Source organism: Paenibacillus piri, assembly GCF_004354045.1.
Lineage (GTDB): Bacteria > Bacillota > Bacilli > Paenibacillales > NBRC-103111 > Paenibacillus_S > Paenibacillus_S piri.
Genome location: NZ_SMRT01000039.1, coordinates 1 through 18,992, shown reverse-complemented (window position 1 = coordinate 18,992; position 18,992 = coordinate 1). Strand labels below are relative to the sequence as shown.

Genomic DNA, 18,992 nt, shown 5'->3' with positions numbered 1-18,992 from the left:
GCTGTGGCCAAGTATGCAGGCCTCACATGGCGTAGACACCAGTCTGGCCCCTTTGAGGCTGAGGATACAAAACGCATTAAATCCGGCAACCGATTCCTTCGCTATTACCTGGTTGAAGCTGCCAACTCGGTGAAAAACTGCGATGAAGAATTCGGCGAGTATTACCGGAAGAAGTATAAGGAAGTTCCCAAGCACCAACACAAACGCGCCCTCGTCTTAACGGCAAGAAAACTTGTGCGTCTGGTCGATGTGCTGCTACGCAACGACCAACTTTATACGCCACGGAGGAAGGTGAACAAMGCGAAGGGATAACGCCTCCTTTGTCAAAGTCCTTCATGGATTCCCAGTAAAATTCTGGTAAAAAATCGGATTTTAGGCTGGGTCTGATTTGATGCGTCCATTTTTCCTGACTGATCTACTTTACGGCCAAGAAAATTTCCAATTCGATTGAATCAGGGACTTGACATCATACCGCTGGACTTATTAGAAAACCTTTGCCGGTTACGCGGGCAGGCCTCCGGTGCCTGTTTCCTTGATGGCTAACAGGCACCGCGACAGCAGGCGGCCCCAACCGGATTTTTGCGGTTATTTCGAGTCTACAAGCTTTTTAATTTCGACCGATTGATTTTTAAAAACTTCCTCCGCGCTTTTCTTGCCCTGCAGCGCATCCTGTGTTGACGTCCATACTCGCAATATTTCATTATGCTTGGTGGAATACGGCGTTTTGGCCACCTTCAATGCCTCGGTAAACACTTTGAATCTGGGCTCCTTTTGGAAGTACGTATTATCGAAGAAGTCGGAGCGTACCGGAATGGTCCCGTTTTTGGCGAAAAATTCCACCTGTACGTCTTTGGACAACAAATAATTGACAAATTCCCACGCTTCTTTTTCCTGCTTGGTGGTTGCAGTAAGCGCAACCAGATCGCCGCCGGCAAAGGAAGAATGCTGCTTTCCTTCGTTTTTCGGGATTAAAGCGACACCGTAGTTGATCTTCGGAAAATTCAGGTTCAGGTCGGATACTTTAAAGTTGCCGTAAACGATCATACTGGCCTTGCCCGACGTAAAGGCATCGTATGCCTGCTGTCCGCCATAGGTCGGCGAACCGGCCGGAACCGCCTTGTCCTCGTTGGTCAAATCGCTCATAAATTTGAGAGCTTCGACAGATTCCGGCTTGTCGATCAGCACCTGCTTGCCGTCGTCGCTTGTAATGCTGCCTCCGTTACCCCACAGGAACGGGAGGAAGGTGAACATGAGCGTACCCGGAACGCTCGCCGAGTAAACAAATCCGAAGCGGTCGTTCGTAGTTAGCTTCTTGGCATATTCCCGCAGTTCTTTCCATGTAACAGGCGGTTTTTCCGGATCGAGTCCGGCGTCTTTGAAATGATCCTTGTTATAGATCAAAGCCGATACGTCGGCGCTCAATGGAAGCGCATACTGTTTGCCGTTGTATTTGCCCATGTTGACCATATTCGCATTCAATTGATCTTTATAAGCCAGTTGGCCGTAAGAGGCGGTGATGTCCTTAAACGCCCCTACCGAGGCAAAGTATGGAGCCAATACAAGGTCGATCGAGACGACATCGGGCAAATTTTTGGACGCGACGGCGGTAGCGAATTGCTCCGAGAACGAAGCGGCCGGTACGGAAGTCATTTTGACCTGAATGTTCGGATGGCTGTCGTTAAACTGTTTAACCGGCGTTTCCAGCAATTTGGCCACATTATCCCGCACCCACACCTCAACCGCTTTTTTCTCGCCGCTGCCTCCGCTTGTGCCCGGCTCCTGCGGGCCGCCGCAAGCCGCAGACGTCAAAAGCAAGCCTAACACCGTTATCGAACTGACCATTCTACGAATTCGTTTCATAGACTTTCCTCCATCGTTTTAGATTGGTGCCCATTAAGGTTTAAGAAATTGTTTCTTGTACTGATGTGCGTCCTGAATCACGCGATCGATTTCCTCCTTGGCATGCTCCAGAGTGCCGTCAACGAACGAAACCGTGGGGATATATTCTTTGGATATGGGCCGTCTTGAATAGGGCGCGAAGCCTCTTTCATGTACGCCCGTGCTTCCGCGTGATGGTTCCGCTTCCAATAAATGCGCTACTGTACGGGCATATCGGCCGACCCATGCAGGCTGCTGCAAGAACGGCCTGACCTGGAATAGCGGAAAAATCGACAGGAGTCCATCATACCAGTTTTCGCCGACGACGAGCAAATCGGGCCGTTTGGTGTTGATATCGTTCTTGAGCAGGCGCATCCCTTCAAATACATCGTGGTCAGGGTCGTTCACCCAGTGGTGCACGAGATCGAGGAATACGCTGTCAAAAGGATATTTGTCGGCCAGCTCGGTGATTTGTCCGACCAGCTCTTTACGCCATGAAGGCGCGCCGGTGTTGACGAAAGCTTGCCAGCCGTTATCATGCCCCCGGCTTAAGTCCCAATCCGGCTCCGGGATATGGTACCGGGTGCGCGCCGGCGATTTCATAAACGAATTGGGGCCGTACTCCGAAAAATTGTGAAACCACATATTGACGCAGTTGGCTCCGAACATCGGCATTAAATGCACGCCCAGCTTGCGGGTTTCCTCGCAAAGACGAAGGAAGCCTTCTTCCCCGCCCAGCATCGGCTCCGGCCGGTAGTCCCCGTATTGCCAGTAATATCTGCCTTCCCAGCCCGGCAAATAGACCAGAATGTGTTTGCCGTCAATACGTTCGGCCGCATACTGAATAATGTCGAGCATTTGCTCATACTTGTTAAAAATGTAGCCGCTCCAGTGCATACCGTGAATGGTAAGCGACAAGGCCACGTCCTTCAACCAAGCGGGGAAATCGGTTCTTTTCTCCCATGGCACCAGGCCGATACCGTTCTCCGACTCGGCGAACGTCAAATAGTCTTCATAGAATGCATCCGGATCGGCCCCCTCCTGAATAATCCAGGACGGTATGGTGATGCGCTTGTCAAATTCCGTAGCATTTGCCTCGTGAATAAGTTCGACCGTGTACTTGTCCTTAAACGCGCCGGACAGCTCGGGAGCGACGACAAACCGCTTGCCGCGTACTTTGGAGTCATCCGACCTGAAGCCGGTAAGGCGGGAGCTGCTTTTATCACGGGTAAACAGAATCGGCGCTTTCAGGTTGTTCGTATACTTCAGCGCATTATACGGGTAGAAGAATACTTGGCCTGGCACCTGCAGCTTGTCCTCTCCCAAATCGACGCTTAGCTCGGTACGGAAGTTATAGTCGAATACGGTTAACGGCTCCAAACCTCGTATCATCAGCTTAATCGATTTGATTTTATGCTGCGCTTCCGCCTCCATTCGAATTTCGATTTGCCCTTTGCCGTTGCGCTCTGCGACAAGTGAAAACCAGCCTTCGGCCGAACGCTGCCTCCCTGCCCAAGCCAGCTTGGAGCAATCGAGCGTCCAGCGGTTATGTGAGTGATGCAGCGTGACTGACTCCGGACGTAAGCCGTATATGTTTTCGACTGTGATGATATGAATACTGATGCTCATTCCCGCAATTTCATAAACAGGGTCTCTCATATCGTAGCTGTATGCTTGCAAAGCGTTCCACTCCCTTGAAGGTTTATTTTGTCTGTGAAGTTCGAACTTCATTTATAGTTTAAAGGACATAGACAATAAACTGTATCAAATAACCCAACCAAAAATAACACAATCCGAACCTTTCCATTTCATGTTAAGATAAGAGAAAGCGGTTGAAACCAATTCAAAAGGATGGAATTTCACGCATATATTTTGTAAACTTTTTACATTAGGCAGGGAGCAAAGATATGAGCTATTTGCAATTTTCCGTTCCTCCGATTCCGCATTATTTGAATGTCGGCGAAGTCACTTATCTTCCCGGCGAGCGGCATCCGAATCGTAGAAATATCGGCGTTTTCGACATCCTTTTCGTTTCGCGGGGGAGCCTGCATATCTCCGAAGACGGCGCTGCCTGGAAAGTCTCCCGAAACGAGGCGCTCGTTTTGTGTCCGGACGGCCATCATTTCTCGGTCGAGGGCTGCGACGAAGTGACCCATTTTTATTGGCTGCATTTCAACGCCGAGCACTGGCGTCAAGTTGCCGCGCCGCAGCATTTTCAAACGGATCCGTTCGAGCGTTCCACCTTGCGCCAGAATCGGTTCAACTTGCACGTACCGAAGTACTGCCGGCTGCCTTTTCCCGAAAGAACGTTCACGCTGCTTAAAAATCTGATGATCATGATGGATCAGCCAAGCAGCCTTGCCCGTTGGAAAGAACAGTCGATTTTTCAGGACCTGCTGCAGCAGCTGATGGAAATGGAGGAGTCCCGTTCCCAATCGGCACCCGGCGTCATAGCTGAAAAGGCCGCGCTCTATTTGCGCCAAAATTATAAAGAACAGATCGATTATGAAAAGATGGGGCGGGACATCAACTATAATCCCACCTATATATCGCGCTGCATGAAGCAGGTTTTTTACTGCACGCCGCTCGATTATTTAAAGCATTACCGTTTGGAACAATCGAAAATGATGCTGATCAATACGGACTTCCATATATCGGCCATCGCCGAGGAGGTCGGGTTCCCTAATGTTTCTTACTTTACGAAATGTTTTAAGGAATATGAAAAAATGGGACCCCGGATGTTCCGTTCAAAGTATAGGGCGCTGACAACCAAACGTTGGGATATTTCCGATTAACCGTGTCGTGAAGTATGGGATAGCTTGGAGAAAGCGCTGCTGTGGCTGGTATCGAACTTCGTAAAATGCCGAGAAAATGGGACGTAAATCTCACCTCAATTATGCATAAGTTGGTTCATCCGGAAAAAGCTCCATGCTTCTGCTGAGCAAGCTTTTTCAAGCAAGCAAAGAGAGAGCTTCATGATCAGCGATGGCCTGCTCATGAAGCTCTTCTTTTGCGTATGGGGTCAAATATTTTCATAAACGGATTGTCCCAAGAATTGCACGGTGGAAACAATTTTGTGTATACTAAAATATAGTGATGAATTTGAGAAAAAGGGAATGAAGCGCAATGATCATATTGCTTGAATATATTTGCATCAATATTTGGATCGGCTTGATTACGATTTTGCTGTGGATCAACGACGGCGAGTTTTCCATAATCGACCGGAACATTATTTTTATTTTGGCTATCGCCGGTACGTTCCATATCCGTTCGAAGATCAAGGAATACAGGAAGAAGCAGTACTCCGCCAAGTAACAAAACTCCATCGCAGCGATGCGACTCCACCCAGCAGCGATACGGAATATGCCCGGCTCTGTGGTTCCCATTCCCCGTGCACAAATTTCCAATATTCATTTGACGCTAAGGCGCCACCATTACATGAATAGCGTACCGCCCTGCATGATTGGAAATGTATGCAAATTGACGCTATTAGGCAGCGTCTCATCACGTGCCGTAGTGAGGCGCACAATGAGAGACGCGTTTTTTCATTCATCGTGCCTCTGACTATATAGCAGCAGCTCCTTTGCCGATGGCTCAAAGCATCTTAACCGTCACCGTCACCTTGGTGCCCCGCCCGCTTCGAAATTGACTATGAGATCGCGTCCAGTTTACGTTGTTCAATTCATCGCCATAGGCCAATGAGCCTATCATACCCGCCCCTCCATGTAAAGCATCACAAAGATGCGCTGGTACTGCTCTTTACGGGAAAGGAATCCGATTCGGCGTCCTTGATCCGAAGGTGGCCGTGGAGTGGCGGATGACGAGCTGCGGCTCCAGCTTGATATGAACGGTTTCGTTGGGGGCGACCTTACCTTCGATTTTGTCGATCAGGAGCTCGCACGCTTTCCTGCCCATATCGGCAATCGGCGTAGCGACGGTAGTCAATTCAGGGTCCATAATCGAGCCCAAATAAACCCCCTCGTAGCCGCCGACCGAGACGTCTTCGGGGATGTTCAGGCCAAGCCGCTTCAAGGCGAGATAGACCGAGGAGGCGGTAATATCGTTGCAGACGAACAAGGCGGTAGGCCGGGACGCCAAGCTCATCCGCTCCGTAAATTCCGGGTTCGTCCGCAGCAGATGAGCAGCCGTCATTTCCTCCGCATGGTAGTGCAGTTCAAACGGCAGCAGCAGATCGTCCGAATAGGGAATACCGCTCTTCTTTAAAGCATGGCGAAATCCGCGAATGCGCTCCGCTATTTCGGAAGACTGCCTGAGCCTGCCGTCGTAGACGAAGCCGATGTTCGTATGGCCGAGACCGATGAGGTGGCGGGTCATCCGGAAGCCCCCCTGAAAGTCGTCGCCGACCACATAATCGCAGTCGAGATCGTGAAAATATTTCGTATATAGAACGAACGGAACGCCTTCCTGCTTCAGCTTCCGGTAATTGACGCTGTTCAAGGAATGGAATGCCAGAAAACCGTCGACCATCATATGGTTGTATTTCTCGATGTAGGCGCCTTCCATTTCATGGTGGCTCATCGGCGCGACGAACAAGGTATAGCCGCGTTTCATCGCATACGGAACCGCTCCGCTTATAATTTGGTTCTGATAATCGTCATGGAGAGGCGCGGAAATTAACAATGCGATCGTATGGGATTTGCCTTTGACCAAATTTTGCGCCATCCGGTTAGGGACGTAGCCCATTTCCCGGGCTGTGGCTTTAATTTTTTCGGCCGTTTCCCGGCCGATGGACCGGTCTCCCCTCATGGCGAGCGAAACGGCCATTTTGGATACGCCGACGGCTTGGGCTATATGTTCGAGCGTAACCCGTTTCTTCATAAAGCTTCGTGCTCCTTGCCTTGTTCGATTTTGCGCAGGGGACTTTAACGTTAAAGTTATTATAGGCTGCAAAACCGGATAAAGCAATGTCGAGTTTTTAATTAATACTTAGGAAAAAGGGTGAATACATTGGATGTAAAAGGTTGCCAGCGGACGGGTTATCGATTACAATTACTTTATCGTTAAAGTTATAACGGCAGCTTAATCATCCAATTATAGATTACCGAGGTGAAGATCATGAAAGCGCTTGTTTTTGAGCGGCCCGGCCAGGCTTCGATTCAGGAGATGCCTTACCCGAAGCCGGGACCGGGGGAAGTGACGATCCGGGTTCGACGGGTTGGCATTTGCGGTACGGATCATCATATTTTCCACGGCGAGTTTATATCGCCCTACCCGATTATACCGGGGCATGAATTCAGCGGGATTGTCCACGAATTAGGAGAAGGCGTCGTTCATCTAAAGCCCGGCGACAGGGTAACCGCAGATCCTTCGCTGTTTTGCGGGACCTGCGAGTATTGTATGACCAATCGAGGAAATCAATGCGTTTCCTGGGGGGCGCTCGGCAATACGGTGCACGGGGCGATGGCGGAATATGTTGCCGTGCCTGCCGGCAATGTCATGGTTTTGCCGGATGCCGTTACAATGGAAGAAGGAGCTTTCGCAGAGCCGTTGGCCTGCGTCGTGCATGCAATGAACCGGCTGCAGCTGCAGAGCGGCAGCAGAGTCGTCGTATTCGGCGCCGGTGCGATGGGGCAGCAGCTCGTGCAAGCGCTCGCGCATTCAGGCGCGTCGGAACTTGCCGTCGTCGATCTGAGCGAGCGCAAGCTGCAGCTGGCCAGGGAGCATGGAGCCACACGCGGCATCTTGTTCGACGAGCTGCGGGAGGAAGCCTTCGATGTGGTCGTCGAGGCGACGGGCATCCCGCAGGTGGCTGAGCGGGCGTTCGGCTGCATGGGCAGGACAGCCAAATATTTGCAGTTCGGCGTCGTCCCTCCCGGCTCCAGGGTTACGCTCGACCCGTTCCGGCTGTACAACGAGGACTGGACGATTTTAGGATCGATGGCGATTAACCATACGTTTATTCCGGCTTTCCGCTGGCTGTGCAGCGGCCGGTTTCGCCTGCAGCCGCTCGTTTCCAAAGTGATTGCTTTGGAGGATGCGCCGGATTATTTCCGCCAGCCTAAAGACAAGGACGAGTACAAAGTCCAGATTACGCTCGAATAGGACGGGATGCAGTACGGCTGAGAAGGGGATCCGGACGCAAGTTTGCCCGCTGAGGAGGCTGTGGAGTACCGGCCCCGTTCCGTACTGACAGTTCATGACAGTCCGACGCAACCCTCGTCTATGCTCCGCGGAGAGCCATCATCTTATTATCTTTATTGGAGGTAAGAAGCCATGTATGAATTCAATGGAATGGGATTGGGCCTGGGCAATCTGTCCAGACTGTCCAATGCCAAAACGCGCTCCATCAGTGCCGAAAACTTTACGGGTGAAAAGGGAAAAGGCGGCATGGCCGCGGAAGGTACGGGGAAATACCAGGCGTCGGACCTGGGCATAGGCTGGAAAGTATCGCCGTCCATTCATGTCGAACCGAAGACGACGGTTACGCTTGCCGAGATCGAAGGTCCCGGCGTCATTCAGCATATTTGGATGACGACGCATCCCCAGCATTGGCGCAATCTGATCTTCCGCGTGTATTGGGACGGCGAAGCGGAGCCGTCGATTCAGACGCCGTACGGCGACTTCTTCTGCAACGGCTGGAACGAGCGGTGCAATGTGCATTCGATACCGGTCGCCGTCAACCCTGCGGGCGGCTTCAACTCGTATTGGGAAATGCCGTTCCGTAAATCCGCACGGGTTACTCTGGAAAATGTGGGGGACGACAGGGCCGTGCTGTACTACCAGTTCGATTATACGTTAACGGCCGTTCCCGCGGATGCCGGATATTTCCACGCCCATTGGCACAGAAGCAATCCGCTTGCCTATAAGGATGTGCATACGCTCGCCGATCATATTCAAGGACACGGGCATTACGTCGGCACCTACATCGCCTGGGGCGTCAACAACAGCGGCTGGTGGGGCGAGGGGGAAATCAAGTTTTATATGGACGGGGACCGGGAATTTCCGACTATTTGCGGCACGGGTACGGAAGATTATTTCGGCGGGGCGTGGAACTTCGAACAGCCGATAGGCCAGTACGCGCCGTTTCATTCGCCGTTTTCCGGGCTGCCCCAGGTTTTGAAGCCGGACGGGCTTTACCGCAGCCAACAGCGTTTCGGCATGTACCGGTGGCATATTATGGATCCGATTCGATTCGAGCAGGACTTACGAATTACGATCCAGGCGTTGGGCTGGAGAAACAAGACGCAGGAGGGACGCAAATATTTGCCGCTTCAGGACGATATCGCTTCCGTTGCGTATTGGTATCAGACGGAACCGCATATTCCGCATCCGCCGATGGCTGATCGGGATTTTCTGGAAAATGTTTGACATTTTTAGAAGCGGCTATATAAGGTCAAGCCGCAAGGCCGACCGAATGCCGTTATAATAAAAGCATAGCCCCGGCAAACAGAAGTGCGCGCCGGAGCTATGCTTTTCGCTTATAGTTTGGAAAACAATGTACAGCGGTTTGATGTGGATATAGAGACGAGACGCTTCCTATTAATATGCTTCCGCCGGCTTCGGCTCGGGCTCTACCCGGATCGCGCAAATTTTAAATTCCGGCATCCGGCTTACCGGATCGAGCGCATCGTTGGTCAGGCGATTGATGGACAGCTGCCCGCCCCAATGAAAGGGCACGAATACGGTCCGGGGGTGGATGCCCTCCGTGACCTTCGCGTCGCAGACAAGCGATCCCCTGCGGCTCGTGAGCCGGATGCGGCCGTTGACGGTCAGGCCGATTTGTCCAGCCAGCCAAGGATGAATTTCCGCCACCGGAACAGGCGCCTTTTTATTCAGACCTTCCGTGCGGCGGGTTTGAGCTCCGCTCAAATAATGGCTGGACACGCGGCCGGTAGTCAGCACGTAGGGAAAATCCCGGTCGACCGGCTCGGCCGGCATGTTTGGCGTGATGCCGAACAACCGCGCTTTGCCGTCGGCATGATGGAACCTGTCCCGGAACAGCAGCGGCGTTCCGGGATGGTCGTCGGACGGGCATGGCCAGAACAGCCCGTTTTCCTCTTGCAGCCGCTTATAGGTTATGCCGCTATAGTCGGCTTTGGCTCCTGCCGTCGCCCGCGCCAGCTCAAGAAATACGTCTTCAATGCCTTCGTATTGAAAGTAGTCTCCTCGCCCGAGCGCGTCTGCCAGCTCGCAGATGATGCGGTAGTCGTGCTTGCACCGCCCCGGCAGCTCCAACGATTGGCTGCGGTGAAAAACGCGCCCCTCCAGGTTGGTCAGCGTTCCTTCCCCCTCGAGGAAGGAGGAACCCGGAAGCAGCCAATGGGCGTAAGCTGCGGTTTCAGTCTCGAACATGTCGACAACGACGAGCAGCTCCAGCTTTTGCAGCGCCTTTCCGATCCAGCTGCTGTTGGGGCTGGACACAACCGGATTCGAGCCGAGCACGATCATCGCTTTAATTTCGCCCTCGTCGATTTTTTGCAGCATTTCGTAGGCGGAGACGCCTTTGCCCGGCAGCTCGGCCGGGTCGATGCCCCATACGTTGGCGACGTATTCGCGGTCGGCGGCGTTTTCGAGCAGCCGGTAGCCGGGCAGCTGATCGGCCTTTTGCCCGTGTTCGCGGCCGCCTTGTCCGTTCGCCTGGCCGGTTACGGCTCCGTAGCCGCAGCCCGGGCGGCCGATTTTGCCGGTCACCAGCGACAAATTGATATAGTTCAGCGTATTTTCCACGCCGTTGATCTGCTGTTCCAGCCCTCGCGCCGTAAGCACGATCCCGGTTTCCGCTTTGGCGAAGCCGCGCGCGATCGTACGGACGACGCCGGCCAGAACGCCCGATATTTCCTCAACCCGGTCCGGTGTGAACGGTTTGACCGCTTCCTCCAGCCGCTCGAACCCGACCGTACGCTCGCGGATAAAATCGTCCGCATACAGCCGTTCGGCGAGGATGACGTTCAGCAGTCCGTTCACGAGGACGGAATCAAAGCCGGGCTGCAGCCGGACATGAATATCCGCGACTTTCGAGGTCATCGTATTGCGCGGGTCGATCGTCACGATCGTCGCGCCGTTTTTTTTGGCGTCGAGCAAATAAGGCATCATTGTCGGCTGGCATTCCGCAATATTCGTTCCGGCTAGTATAATATAGCGGGCGCTGCGTATGTCCGACAGCGGCATCGTCATGCCTCGATCGAGGCCAAAGGCCTGATTGCCGGCGGCGGCCGCAGAGGACATGCAGTATCTGCCGTTGTAATCGATATATCGGGTACCGAGGGCGACGCGTCCGAATTTGCCGAGCAAATAACATACCTCGTTCGTCAGCGACCCTCCTCCATACACGGCTATCGCGTGCTTGCCATGGCGCGTGCCGATATCGCGAAGCCGGCCGGCGATACTGGAATATGCCTCGTTCCAGGCTGCGGGCTTCCATGCCTCCGTCAGCAATTCCGCTCCGCTTCCCGTTTTCATTCTGGGCTCGGTAATTCGTTCCGGATGAACGACATGGTCGAGCGCGTTCAGCCCTTTTTGGCAGAGCCTGCCTGTTGCGACCGGAAAGCTGGGGCTTGGCTTGATTGCAAGGCCGACTGATGTTTTATCGCTCGGGACAAGCTCCATTCCGCACTGCATGCTGCAAAAGCAGCAATGTGAGGAGCCCGCCGTCTCTGTTGAAGCTGCTGAAGGTGCCGCTGGCGACGCCATGAATCCTCACACTCCTATCGGGCTGTCTACTGGATCACTTTAGCAAGCAAGCTCATCGGCGCCTGGAAATTCGATATAAACCTGGCCGTCTTCGACCTTCGTTGCGTACGTCTTGACGCAGCCCGTATCCGGCGCTTGCACTATTCCGGAGGGAAGATGAATTTTACGGTCGTGCAGCGGACAGAACACATGTTCCCCGCACACAATCCCTTCCGCCATGACGCCGTCCTTGTGCGGGCAGCGATTTTGAATCGCCTGCAGCTTGCCGCTGCCGAGCTTGAACAAGGCTACTTCTTCGCCTCTATAGCGGATCGTTTTCCCGGTATTTACGGCCAGCTCCTCATAGGAAACGGTCCGTATCCAAACGGATTTTTGCTTGGTGAATGCTTCCATGCTGATTCCTCCTCACGGGTATGAATAATTTTGTGCTTAGTTGATCTCGACGACCTCGTATAAGTCTTTTTGAATTTTGGCGCTTTCGATCGCTTCCTTCCAAGGATCCTTCGTGACGGACAACGCGATATCCATTCGTTCGCAAAGCTCCTGCCGGTGTTCCGCATTTTCCACGATGCCGCGGATCTGTTCGATGCCGACACGCTTCACCCATTCGCTGGTGCGTTCGCCGTAATTTCCGGTTTCCCGGTAATGCTGCAGGTAAGCTTCCGCATATTCGATAACCTCTTCCTCGGTCTTGACCGTAACCAGCAGATCGCCGGCGCGGACCTTTACGCCTCCGTTGCCTCCGGCATACAGTTCCCAGCCGCCGTCAATGGCGACGATGCCAAGATCTTTGATGACCGATTCCGCGCAGTTGCGGGGGCAGCCGGAAACGGCCATTTTCACCTTGGCCGGCGTATTCAACCGCTCAAACCGTTTCTCCAGCCGGATCCCCATGCCCATCGAATCCGCTGTGCCGAACCGGCAGTAATCGGCGCCGACGCATGTTTTGACGGTCCGCAGCGCTTTGCCGTACGCATAGCCGGAAGGCATGTCGAGCTCCTCCCACATGCGGGTCAAATCTTCCTTTTTCACGCCCAACAGGTCGATCCGCTGACCGCCCGTCAGCTTGACGGTCGGCACGTTGTATTTTTCGGCCACCTCGGCGATCCGCTTGAGCTCGGCGGGATTCGTCACGCCGCCGTACATGCGGGGGACGACGGAGAAGGTGCCGTCCTTCTGAATATTTGCGTGCATCCGTTCGTTGACGAAGCGGGAGGTGCTGTCGTCCTTATAGGATTGCGGGTGCACCATGGCAAGGTAATAGTTCAGGGCGGGGCGGCATTTGGAGCAGCCCTCCTCGTTATTCCAGCCGAGTACGTGCATGACCTCGCGGACATGGCTCAGCCGCTTGTCGCGAATAGCGGCCACGATTTCGTCGCGGGACAGATCGGTACAGCCGCACATTGTTTCCTTGACGGCCGTCTTGTCGAAGGAATCGCCGAGCGTATAAGCGAGCAGCTCGCTGACGAGCGGCTTGCAGCCTCCGCAGGAGCGGGAAGCCGTCGTGCAATTTTTCACTTCCTCTACGGTCGACAAGCCTTGCTCGCGAATGGCCGAACAAATCGTCCCTTTGCTGACGCCATTGCAGCCGCATATGATCGAATCGTCGCTCATCGCGGCGACGGCGGACACGCCGCCGGCGGACTGTTCGGCTCCGTCGCGCAGAATGGCCGTTTTCTCAAGCCCCGAAATATCGGTGCCGCTGCGGATCATCTGCATCAGCCGCGTGCTGTCCGTCGTATCGCCGAAAAGGACGGCGCCGACGATTTTGTTGTCGCGGATCACCACTTTTTTATAAATGCCCGAGAAATCGTCCTGTACGCGGATCGTCTTCGTATCGGCCGTTTCCACGAACTGGCCGCCCGAGAATACGTCCACGCCGGATACTTTCAGCTTCGTATAGACAACGGAGCCTTCATACGGAGCGGTCTCCACGCCCGCCAAATGTTTCGCCAGTACGGCTCCCTGCTCGTACAGCGGGGCGACGAGCCCGTAAGCTACGCCCCGGTGCATGGCGCATTCGCCGACGGCATAAATGCCGGGTATACTCGTTTCCAGGTAGTCGTTTACGACGATGCCCGGATTCACCTCAAGTCCGGCTTGCTTGGCAAGCTCCACATTCGGACGGATGCCTACGGCCATGACGATCAGATCCGCTTCGGCAATCGTGCCGTCTTTAAACTTCAGTCCGCTGACCCGCTTGCCGCCGACGATTTCCGCCGACTGCTTGCCGAGCAGAAAATTCATCCCCTGCGTCTCCAGCGCCTCCTGCAGCATGAGCGAGGCCGTCCGGTCGAGCTGTCTCTCCATGATCGTGTCGACGATGTGAACGACGTCCACCTTCATGCCGAGCTCGATAAACCCGCGCGCCGCTTCGAGACCGAGAAGACCGCCGCCGATAACAATCGCTTTTTTATAGGTGCGCGCGGCTTCCATCATCAATTCGCAATCCCGAATCGTCCGGTAGGCCATAACGCCTTCTTTGTCGGCTCCGGGCAAAGGGAGCATAAAAGGATTGGAGCCTGTAGCCAATACCAGCTTGTCGTAAGCTGCGGTGAGGCCCTGATCGCTGGTGACGATCCGGGCAGCCGTATCGATGGATGTGATGGTGTGTCCTGTATGCAGCGTAATTTGATTGGCTTCGTACCATTCATAAGGATGAATCACGATATCGTTTACGCTGGAATCGCCTGACAATACGGAAGAGAGCAGAATGCGGTTATAGTTAGGGTAGGGCTCGCTGCCGAAAATCGTAATTTCATATTGGTCGGGAGCCAGCTTCAACAAATGTTCAATTGTGTTGACGCCCGCCATGCCGTTGCCGATTAGAATCAATTTTTGCTTGTTTGCCATAAGAATCATCCTTTCTGTCTTGATAGAGGGCTGGCCGATAAACGGCTGTCTAGGAATGGAGCGTGTCAAGCTGTGTACTGCTTACTTTTCCGCCGTCGCCGATCCAGGTGCGCTTCCATTCCGCTTGCACAACCGCGATGATCAGGATGCAGGCTGCGGCAATGCCGCTAAGAATTAAAAAGCCTGGCGTGAAGGAACCGGAGGAAAGCTTGAGGTTGCCGAGAATTTTGGGCAGGAAGTAGCCGCCTAGGCCGCCGGCAGCTCCGACAATGCCCGTCATGATGCCGATTTCCCCGCGGAACCGCTGCGGAACGAGCTGAAATACGGAGCCGTTACCCATTCCAAGGCACATCATCGCAACGAACAGCATGGAGGTCGTTAATGCCAATGAAGGGAGCGTCGATATGCCGGCCATGAGCAGCGCTACGATCCCGTACAGCACCATCAGCATGCGGATGCCGCCGAGCTTGTCGGCAAGCCAGCCGCCCACCGGGCGGAAGAAGCTGCCGCCGATCACGCATAAGGTAGTAAAATCCGCAGCTCTGACAGGCGATAAGCCGTACTGGGTATTGAAGAAAATCGTCAAATAGGTCGATAAGCCGACGAAGCCTCCGAAGGTCACGCTGTAAAACAGACAAAACAGCCAGGCGTCCTTATGCTTCAATACATTGGCATAATCCGTCAGTGATTTGGGAGCTGGCCGGTTCGGGCTTTCCTTGGCAAGGAACGTAAATACGATCAAAGTCAGAACGATCGGGATCAGAGCAAGGCCGAAGACGGCATGCCATGAGCCGTAATGCTCGGCGATCCGGTTGGCGAACAGCGTGGCAAAGATCGTCCCGCTGTTGCCTGCACCGGCGATTCCCGTCGCCAAGCCTTGATACTGCGGAGGATACCAGCTGCTGGCGAGCGGGATGGCTGCGGCGAAGCTGGCGCCGGCGATGCCTAGCATCAGCGCGACGAAGTACATATCGCCCATCGTACTGGCGAATAGCCATCCGTAAAGCAGCGGAATCAAGGTAAGCACAAGACCGATTTGGCCTGTTCTCTTTGGGCCTATTTTATCCGTCATATAGCCCAGCACGAGGCGCAGCACAGATCCGCCGAGCGTCGGAAGGGCGACGAGATTCGCCTTTTGCGCGGCATCCAGCTGAAATTCGCCGGAAATAATGACCGCGAGCGGTCCCAGCAGCACCCAAACCATAAAGCTCATGTCAAAATACAGGAAGGAGCTGAATAAAGTGCCTTTGTGCCCGCTTTGTAAAAAACCTTTCCGATCCACCATGTTTCTCTCTCCTTTTTATTTATAATTCGCAAATAAAAAGAGGCCGATAAATAACCGCAATATTGCGGAATATCAATCGGCCTCATTGCCACGGCCAGCCACGAAGCTGTGGTCGGCAGCATGATAAACTTTCAGTTGACTAGCTGGTCAAGCATGAATCGCGGAAGGCATGAACGCTATTCGTGTGAATGCAAGCATTCTCGCTTCATCTGTATTCAGCTAAAGGAATGACACATCGTTGTGTCGGGTGAACCGTTTTGGTTCATAGCGTTATTATAGTATGGAGGCATTGATGTGTCAATAAACATAACATAAAATTTATAAAACAATTAAAAATAACGGTGTATCGACATACCCGAAAGCCATATGTTATAGTATGTGATACATAATATAACACCATCTGTTAAAAAAGTGGAGAGAATACTTGATGGGGGTATTAGTGCTATGCTGCAATCTTTTTTACTCATCAACGAATTCGAAAATGCCGGCTGTTCGCCGCCGGCTGCTCATCGTGCAGCTTCGCATACCGCCAGGTCCGAATCGGTGCCTGAGGCGACGCTCCTGAACATGGGATTTCGCGTTTATACCGGTTCTTCGGCCAAGGAGCTTGCGCTGCTCGTACCGAAAGCGGACGCCGCTCTGCTGTATGTCCCGCCGGAGCAGGTCGAGTCGTGGCGCAAACGTGTGTTGGCGCTGCGGAGCTTGCCGATTCTATGGTGGTGTGATTCGCACTCGTTTCCGAGTCGCGAATGCAGGATGGACGCCGGAATCGACGGCATGCTGGGCACCGCGATGAGTGAGCTGGAAATACATTGTGCGCTGCTGCTTGGCGTCAATCATTACTTCCGGCGGACCGAATGGGAGCAGGAGCGCGAGCAGCTGCTGTCGCGTCTGGAGGAGCGGAAGTGGGTCGACCAGGCGAAGCGCATTTTGAGCGAGGTCAAGCGGATCACGGAAGCGGAGGCGTATGATTTTTTGCGGAAGCAGGCGATGAACGAACGCAAACGGGTGGTCGATATAGCCACTTCGATCGTCAAGGTGTATCAATTGCTGCAGGAGGAAAACAAAGGAGGGCGAAGGCGATGATTGAACTGCTCAAGGAAGTAGGACGGGGCAAACGGGGCGCCCGGGATTTAACGTATGAAGAAGCGCTGCAGGCGGCGAATCATATTATTAACGGAACCGCGACTCAGGTACAGATCGGTGCTTTTTTGGTGGCGGAGCGGATCAAGATGGAATCCGTGGAGGAGCTTCGCGCATTCATTGATGTGCTGCGGGCGGGCAGCGCGCTGTCTCCGGCTGCGGGCGGCTTCGATTGCGCGGGTCCCTACGACGGCCGCATCCGCACGTTCATGGCGACGCTGCCGACAGCTTTCGTGCTGGCGGCCTGCGGTTTGCCGGCAACGCTGCACGGCAGCCCGAGCCTGCCGCCGAAGTGGGGCGTCACGCTGCCGGACGTGCTGGGAGCGCTGGACATTCCGGTGCTGGAAGCTCCGCGGGAAGCGCTGCTTGCCGCCGCCGAACGCACCGGCTTCCTGTTCGCGCCGACCGAGGCGTGGTGCCCGCCGCTCGGCAGGCTGCGCGGCTTACGCCGGGAGCTCGGGCTGCGCACGGTGTTCAACACGGCCGAGAAGCTGCTGCGCTTCTCGTCAGCGCCATTCATGGCCATGGGGGTATTCCATGGTACCGTCTTTGAAAAAATGACCGCCCTGCTGCTCGAGCTGGGTGTAACCCGCGCCATTGTGGCGCAGGGGATGGAGGGCTCGGAAGATTTGGCGGTCGATAAGCGCACGCGCACCTACCTGATTCGGGAAGGCGCGAGCGAGCTGTTTATTGTCGACCCGGAGCTCTACGAGCTTATGGTCGACGTGCCCGAGCAGCCGTGGTCGGCGAAGCTGCAGGCTCAGACGGCGCTGGCCGTCCTTCGCGGGGAAGCCGAGCTGCCCTACCTGAACATGGTGCTGCTGAACAGCGGCGTACGGTTATGGGTCGGCCAAAAGGCCGGCTCCATAGAGGAGGGCATTTATATGGCGCGCTACGCCATAGACAGCGGAGAGGCGTGGAATGTGTACCAAACATGGAGCGAAGCGGTGAAGCCGGTTTCCAAGCCGTGTTGAACAAAACGCCGCCGGTTTCAGCGATAGCTGCTCCCGTGATGCTTGGATTGTCCCGGAGCGACAATGACCCTGGTTCCCGCTTTTCAATTTCCGCCGAGAGGATTGATTTGCCGGGTTGATCGGTATGGCTCGATTGGCATGGCCTGACCGGCGCTTCTATGTGCTTCCAGATATGATAAAAGGGGCTGTTCCATAAGGGTATCAACCGGTGAGTCTGTCCCGAAAATATGAAAGCCGCTTCCAACACCACTATATAAGTGGGGATAGAAGCGGCTTTTTACATGCAAATTCATATCATGGCGGGGGCTGAAAATCCCAAAATGACCTTTGGGACAGCCTCTATAAACCGCATTTCTGACCTTTTCACAAACGCACCCGTCCACGGTGAAACCGTTTATCCTTGTGTCGGGCGTATCCGCGAACTATGCTCGGATCACTTGCCCGACGGCTTGTACATACTCCTCGTACTTTGCTTTCCACAAGTCCTCCCGCGCCTCGATCTTCCTGCCGGACAGCAGTGCTTCGACGACGTCCAGACATACATCCCAGCCGGCCAAATCTTTGGGCGTATGGTCCGTCATTTTATTTATCGTTTCAACCAGAACCAAGCGGCTGCCGGCAGTCTCCGGGTACAGCTCGAATCGGACGAGGTCTTCGCCCCATGTATATTCCAGCACGGATTGCAGGCGCAGCTCGGTAATGTCCAACTTCTCAAACGTACCGTTCTGCATATCAAACTTCATAAATCCGCCATCGCGCAGCTCGCCGACCCTCAGCTCGGCAAACCATTTGGCCAACTGGTCGTTATCCGTCAGCATGGACCATACCTGGTCAACGGAAGCATTCAGACGGCGCTCATACCGGGCGGTATAGCCATGATCAACTTTTTGCAGTACTGCCAACATGTCAATCCTCCTCGTATAGTATTTCTTGAAGGTTGTTGTTGGGCTAATTTCCAGTACCCTAGGGTACTGGCGGCCGCCTTCAAAATTTCCAATTTGATCTTTGAAAAATAAATGAAAATCTTAAATTGGGACTGGACTTTTCGTGATGCTTCCAGACAATGAATCTTAGGGTCATTCGGGGAAATTCTTTTTCCTCCTGTAGTTCAACTACTTCATAAGTCTGTTTCCCTGGCACTCGTGCGGCACTTCTTACCCGCTGGCTGTTCCCTCCGGCAACCCATGCCCGAAGATAGCAGCTTCGGG

Annotated in this window: 15 protein-coding genes; 7 read left to right on the top strand and 8 right to left on the bottom strand. The window is 54.0% G+C overall.

What is annotated here, in order from left to right; all coding sequences use genetic code 11:
* The coding region (locus E1757_RS35070) for a transposase (RefSeq protein WP_133237053.1) at positions 1-312 on the top strand (312 nt) is incomplete at its 5' end.
* A 273-nt stretch (positions 313-585) separates the two neighbouring features.
* Here E1757_RS35070 and E1757_RS35065 read toward each other — a convergent pair.
* Positions 586-1,860, bottom strand: coding sequence for an ABC transporter substrate-binding protein (locus tag E1757_RS35065; protein WP_133237051.1), 1,275 nt, complete (start codon positions 1,858-1,860; stop codon positions 586-588).
* 33 nt (positions 1,861-1,893) lie between these two features.
* Positions 1,894-3,558 carry an alpha-amylase family protein gene (locus tag E1757_RS35060; protein WP_133237049.1) on the bottom strand — a complete coding sequence of 555 codons (1,665 nt, stop codon included), beginning with the start codon at positions 3,556-3,558 and terminating at the stop codon, positions 1,894-1,896.
* 227 nt (positions 3,559-3,785) lie between these two features.
* On the opposite strand from E1757_RS35060, the gene E1757_RS35055 reads away from it, so the two are divergent.
* Together E1757_RS35055 and E1757_RS35050 are read left to right on the top strand one after the other, a co-directional pair.
* A complete protein-coding gene (locus tag E1757_RS35055) occupies positions 3,786-4,673 on the top strand; it encodes a helix-turn-helix domain-containing protein (protein WP_133237047.1) in 888 nt (295 codons plus the stop codon).
* Between the two features lie 331 nt (positions 4,674-5,004).
* Positions 5,005-5,193 carry a hypothetical protein gene (locus E1757_RS35050; RefSeq protein ID WP_133237045.1) on the top strand — a complete coding sequence of 63 codons (189 nt, stop codon included), beginning with the start codon at positions 5,005-5,007 and terminating at the stop codon, positions 5,191-5,193.
* A 444-nt stretch (positions 5,194-5,637) separates the two neighbouring features.
* Here the strand turns inward: E1757_RS35050 and E1757_RS35045 are convergent, their stop codons facing one another.
* Complete coding sequence (locus tag E1757_RS35045) at positions 5,638-6,717, bottom strand: LacI family DNA-binding transcriptional regulator (RefSeq protein ID WP_133237043.1); 1,080 nt, start codon at positions 6,715-6,717, stop codon at positions 5,638-5,640.
* A 237-nt stretch (positions 6,718-6,954) separates the two neighbouring features.
* On the opposite strand from E1757_RS35045, the gene E1757_RS35040 reads away from it, so the two are divergent.
* Entirely contained in the window at positions 6,955-7,941 is a 987-nt protein-coding gene (locus E1757_RS35040; protein WP_181956734.1) for a zinc-dependent alcohol dehydrogenase family protein, read from the top strand.
* A gap of 171 nt (positions 7,942-8,112) precedes the next feature.
* Positions 8,113-9,207 carry a glycoside hydrolase family 172 protein gene (locus E1757_RS35035; protein ID WP_133237039.1) on the top strand — a complete coding sequence of 365 codons (1,095 nt, stop codon included), beginning with the start codon at positions 8,113-8,115 and terminating at the stop codon, positions 9,205-9,207.
* A 171-nt stretch (positions 9,208-9,378) separates the two neighbouring features.
* Here E1757_RS35035 and E1757_RS35030 read toward each other — a convergent pair whose 3' ends face one another.
* The 4 genes from E1757_RS35030 to E1757_RS35015 are packed head-to-tail and all read right to left on the bottom strand — an operon-like array spanning position 9,379 to position 15,664.
* Entirely contained in the window at positions 9,379-11,529 is a 2,151-nt protein-coding gene (locus E1757_RS35030) for a molybdopterin oxidoreductase family protein (RefSeq protein WP_133237037.1), read from the bottom strand.
* 39 nt (positions 11,530-11,568) lie between these two features.
* Entirely contained in the window at positions 11,569-11,922 is a 354-nt protein-coding gene (gene nirD / locus E1757_RS35025) for a nitrite reductase small subunit NirD (protein ID WP_133237035.1), read from the bottom strand.
* A gap of 36 nt (positions 11,923-11,958) precedes the next feature.
* On the bottom strand, positions 11,959-14,382 hold the full coding sequence (gene nirB / locus E1757_RS35020) for a nitrite reductase large subunit NirB (protein WP_133237033.1): 2,424 nt from the start codon (positions 14,380-14,382) through the stop codon (positions 11,959-11,961).
* Between the two features lie 49 nt (positions 14,383-14,431).
* Positions 14,432-15,664 (bottom strand): nitrate/nitrite transporter, encoded by a 1,233-nt coding sequence (locus E1757_RS35015; protein ID WP_133237055.1) that lies wholly within the window; start codon positions 15,662-15,664, stop codon positions 14,432-14,434.
* 447 nt (positions 15,665-16,111) lie between these two features.
* Between E1757_RS35015 and E1757_RS35010 the strand changes: the two genes are divergently transcribed.
* Complete coding sequence (locus E1757_RS35010) at positions 16,112-16,753, top strand: ANTAR domain-containing response regulator (protein ID WP_133237031.1); 642 nt, start codon at positions 16,112-16,114, stop codon at positions 16,751-16,753.
* Positions 16,750-17,784, top strand: coding sequence for an anthranilate phosphoribosyltransferase (locus E1757_RS35005; RefSeq protein WP_133237029.1), 1,035 nt, complete (start codon positions 16,750-16,752; stop codon positions 17,782-17,784). Before E1757_RS35010 ends, E1757_RS35005 begins: the two co-directional genes overlap by 4 nt.
* Before the next feature lie 422 nt (positions 17,785-18,206).
* Here E1757_RS35005 and E1757_RS35000 read toward each other — a convergent pair whose 3' ends face one another.
* Positions 18,207-18,689: an SRPBCC family protein gene (locus tag E1757_RS35000; protein WP_133237027.1), complete on the bottom strand. Its 483-nt coding sequence runs from the start codon at positions 18,687-18,689 to the stop codon at positions 18,207-18,209.
* Positions 18,690-18,992: the final 303 nt, after the last annotated feature.

Bases quoted from the DNA above. Each gene is read 5' to 3' on its own strand.
- E1757_RS35065 (WP_133237051.1), bottom strand. From the start codon at position 1,860: ATGAAACGAATTCGTAGAATGGTCAGTTCGATAACGGTGTTAGGCTTG.
- E1757_RS35055 (WP_133237047.1), top strand. From the start codon at position 3,786: ATGAGCTATTTGCAATTTTCCGTTCCTCCGATTCCGCATTATTTGAAT.
- E1757_RS35050 (WP_133237045.1), top strand. From the start codon at position 5,005: ATGATCATATTGCTTGAATATATTTGCATCAATATTTGGATCGGCTTG.
- E1757_RS35045 (WP_133237043.1), bottom strand. From the start codon at position 6,717: ATGAAGAAACGGGTTACGCTCGAACATATAGCCCAAGCCGTCGGCGTA.
- E1757_RS35040 (WP_181956734.1), top strand. From the start codon at position 6,955: ATGAAAGCGCTTGTTTTTGAGCGGCCCGGCCAGGCTTCGATTCAGGAG.
- E1757_RS35035 (WP_133237039.1), top strand. From the start codon at position 8,113: ATGTATGAATTCAATGGAATGGGATTGGGCCTGGGCAATCTGTCCAGA.
- E1757_RS35030 (WP_133237037.1), bottom strand. From the start codon at position 11,529: ATGGCGTCGCCAGCGGCACCTTCAGCAGCTTCAACAGAGACGGCGGGC.
- nirD (WP_133237035.1), bottom strand. From the start codon at position 11,922: ATGGAAGCATTCACCAAGCAAAAATCCGTTTGGATACGGACCGTTTCC.
- nirB (WP_133237033.1), bottom strand. From the start codon at position 14,382: ATGGCAAACAAGCAAAAATTGATTCTAATCGGCAACGGCATGGCGGGC.
- E1757_RS35010 (WP_133237031.1), top strand. From the start codon at position 16,112: ATGCTGCAATCTTTTTTACTCATCAACGAATTCGAAAATGCCGGCTGT.
- E1757_RS35005 (WP_133237029.1), top strand. From the start codon at position 16,750: ATGATTGAACTGCTCAAGGAAGTAGGACGGGGCAAACGGGGCGCCCGG.
- E1757_RS35000 (WP_133237027.1), bottom strand. From the start codon at position 18,689: ATGTTGGCAGTACTGCAAAAAGTTGATCATGGCTATACCGCCCGGTAT.